This is a genomic window from Intestinibacter sp. (genome assembly GCF_022780145.1).
Lineage (GTDB): Bacteria > Bacillota > Clostridia > Peptostreptococcales > Peptostreptococcaceae > Intestinibacter.
On sequence record NZ_JALEXO010000032.1, the window covers coordinates 1 to 2,941 of the forward strand.

Annotated in this window: 4 protein-coding genes; all 4 read right to left on the reverse strand. The window is 35.1% G+C overall.

Annotated features, from left to right (window positions below):
• Positions 1-94: 94 nt before the first annotated feature.
• Positions 95-868: a Wzz/FepE/Etk N-terminal domain-containing protein gene (locus MR593_RS01165; RefSeq protein ID WP_290686063.1), complete on the reverse strand. Its 774-nt coding sequence runs from the start codon at positions 866-868 to the stop codon at positions 95-97.
• Between the two features lie 15 nt (positions 869-883).
• On the reverse strand, positions 884-1,600 hold the full coding sequence (locus MR593_RS01170; protein WP_290686066.1) for a CpsD/CapB family tyrosine-protein kinase: 717 nt from the start codon (positions 1,598-1,600) through the stop codon (positions 884-886).
• A gap of 84 nt (positions 1,601-1,684) precedes the next feature.
• On the reverse strand, positions 1,685-2,497 hold the full coding sequence (locus MR593_RS01175) for a hypothetical protein (protein WP_290686069.1): 813 nt from the start codon (positions 2,495-2,497) through the stop codon (positions 1,685-1,687).
• Positions 2,498-2,702: 205 nt separating this feature from the next.
• Positions 2,703-2,941 (reverse strand): hypothetical protein (locus MR593_RS01180; RefSeq protein WP_331474706.1); only part of this gene is annotated, 239 nt, incomplete at its 5' end.

The following is a 2,941-nucleotide window of genomic DNA, read 5'->3' on the forward strand; positions in this document are numbered from 1 at the left end:
TCTTTATTTATGCCTAAATAAGTTCTGACCTCTCTGTAGGACTCATTTAGCTCGAAATTCCCCTCATTATAACCTGCTTTCACTATTTTTCCTCCTAATTTTGCGTATTATCCTTTGTTCCCTTTGCTCTTCCATCGTCCATTGGAATTACACCTATTAGCGGTAAATCCCAATATTTATCGACATCATTAGGTGTTTTTATTCTAGTATCTAAGCATTCTACTAATAAAACTAAAAATACAGCTGCTACTATGCTCACTGCCAAGAACTTCACCAAAGATAAATCTCTAGCTCTAGGTATCAAAACAGGACTGCTGGCATCGTAAACTAGCTCGACACAGTCTGATTTGGCTATGTCTATAAGCTCCTCGTTATAAGCCTCTGGAGCTGCCTGTGCCACCTTCTGAGCTATCTCTGGTGTAGACGATACTACCTTGATATCTACAAATGTAGGTATATCCTCGCTTGGAGTCGCCACTATAGACCCGAGCTCGCTGACCTTGACTCCTGATACAGCAGCTAATTTCTTTCTGAATGGCTCCTTGTTTACAAGCCATATATAAGAAGTAGCTATATTTTGGTTTTTAATCTCTGAACCAGTAGAATAAGTATTATACAAATCAGCCAAATCCTGTTCGTCATCGCTGTTTTTCTTTTTCTTCTTTTGCTGCTCTAGCTTTTGTTCATAAGTCTTCATAGTATTTATTCTAATAGTTACAGTTGATGTATAAGTCGGTCTATAAGAAACGTAATTTTTATATGATTTATACCCACCTAGAATCAAACCAATCAAAATAGCTATTATCACAATCCATTTTCTTCTCTTAAATATATCTATATACTCCCTTATATTGACTGTTTCCTGCATTTTTTTATCAGTCCCCTATCTCTTTTTCTTTTTCTTCTTTTTACCCTTTCCAAACAATCTAAATCTTTTCTTCTTATTATCATCATATCCGTAATAGCTGTAGTAGCTGTAGTAATTGTATTGCTCTGATTCAAATTTATTCAAAACTACACCTATTATATTGGCCCCGACCTTCTTTAGCTTGTCTAAAGTTATCTGAGCCGCCTTCGAATCTATCGCCTTAGACGCATTTACTATGACAGTACCATCTACATACTGAGTTATTATACAAGCATCGTTTAATCTGCATATAGGTGGTGAATCTATAAATACATAGTCGTACTCCTCTCTAAGGCATTTTATCATATTTTTCATATTTTTAGAATTCAAAAGCATAGACGTATTAGATGGAAGCCCACCAGAAGGCAGTACATCTATATCATCTATGTGCTTGATACATTCACTAATTTCCTTATATCCAAACACTATATCTGATACGCCAAATGTGTTTTCTATATCTAGCTTTCTACTTACGCCCCTTTTTCTGAAGTCGCAGTCTATAAGTAGAACCTTAGTATCCTCTAGCTCACCGAAGCATTTGGCTAGGTTGCAGATAGTAGTAGTTTTCCCTTCGTTCATCTCAGCGCTTGTCACTAAGATTGTTTTTATATCTTCATTTATAGATAAATATGTTCTGATCTCTCTATAAGACTCGCTCAGCATAAAATTCTCATCTTTTATATGTGCTACCATTAAATTTTCCTCCTACTTTTTATCCTTAATTTTCTTCCTTGTCATGACACCCTTGCTGGTTCACCCAGCGTCGCGGCGGCGTTTTTATTTTTTCTTCTTTCTGTGTTGTCCCTTTGGATTTTCGTCAAACATTGGAACTACACCTAATAATGGTAAATCCCAGTATTTTTCGACATCGTCAGGAGTTATTATCTTCGTATTAAGGCATTCTAATAGTAGTACTAAAAATATCGCAAAAACAAGACCTGCCATGCCAAACTGAAGTATAGACTTGTCCCTAGGTCTTCTAGTAGCCTGTGCTTCAGTAGCCTCATAAACAGTAGACACGCAGTCTATTCCAATTTCCTTAAGTAGCTCAGTGTTAAAAACCTCAGGAACTGCAGCCGCAGCCTTTTGGGCAGAATCCTTGTCCAAAGTAGTAATAGTAAGATATATAACCTCAAGTCTAGTCTCATCCTGAGACGCACTGATGTTGTATATTTGTTTAGCTCTAACACCTGCCACCTGTGCCACCTTAGAGTACATAGTAGAATTTTCCATAAAAGTATAATATCTACTAGAAATAGACTCATCCTGAGAAATTATACTATAGTTAAAATAATTTATAGGTTGATCCTCTTGTTGAGTTGTTGTTCCGTTCCCGTCAGTAGAATTTTCATCAGTTTTACTGCTTTTTTTCTTATTCTTCTTCGCTTCCTTAGCAACCTCCTCCTTTTGAACCTTCATAGAATCAATCTTTACAACCACAGTCGATGTGTACTTAGGCACAAAACTAACATAATTTCGATACGCCTTAAATGCCCCCAAAGCCAAACTCACTAGAAGGATTACAATTATCATAACTCTCCTTCTCTTAATCATATCCAAGTATTCTTGTATATTTATACGCTCTATCATATTTCCCTCCAAAATAGTTTTTTCTTATGACATTATACCATAATTTCATGTTATTGTGATTTTTTTCATAATATTGAAAAACGATGAAAACGCATTTATATATTTTTTATACTTAAAATCGACCTTTTTCAAAATTTATTTTTCTTCTCCAAAATACTCAGATTTCATCACCAAAAAATGAAAGAGTCTACCCCTTTCGTAAACACTACTCAGAGTAATACTCACTCATCTCATCAATCTCACTCTTTATAATAGATCTCAAACTATCTGGAAATATCACCTTTATATCCGTTCCAAACTGCAATATCCACTTAGCCAGACCTATACCACTTTTAGCTATAAAAATTCCAATATAAATTTTATTATCCTTTATAATATCGCCCGTACTCATATCAACTGCTTTATAATTTGCTTTATTTACATCCTGCTCGCTATGATTTCTGA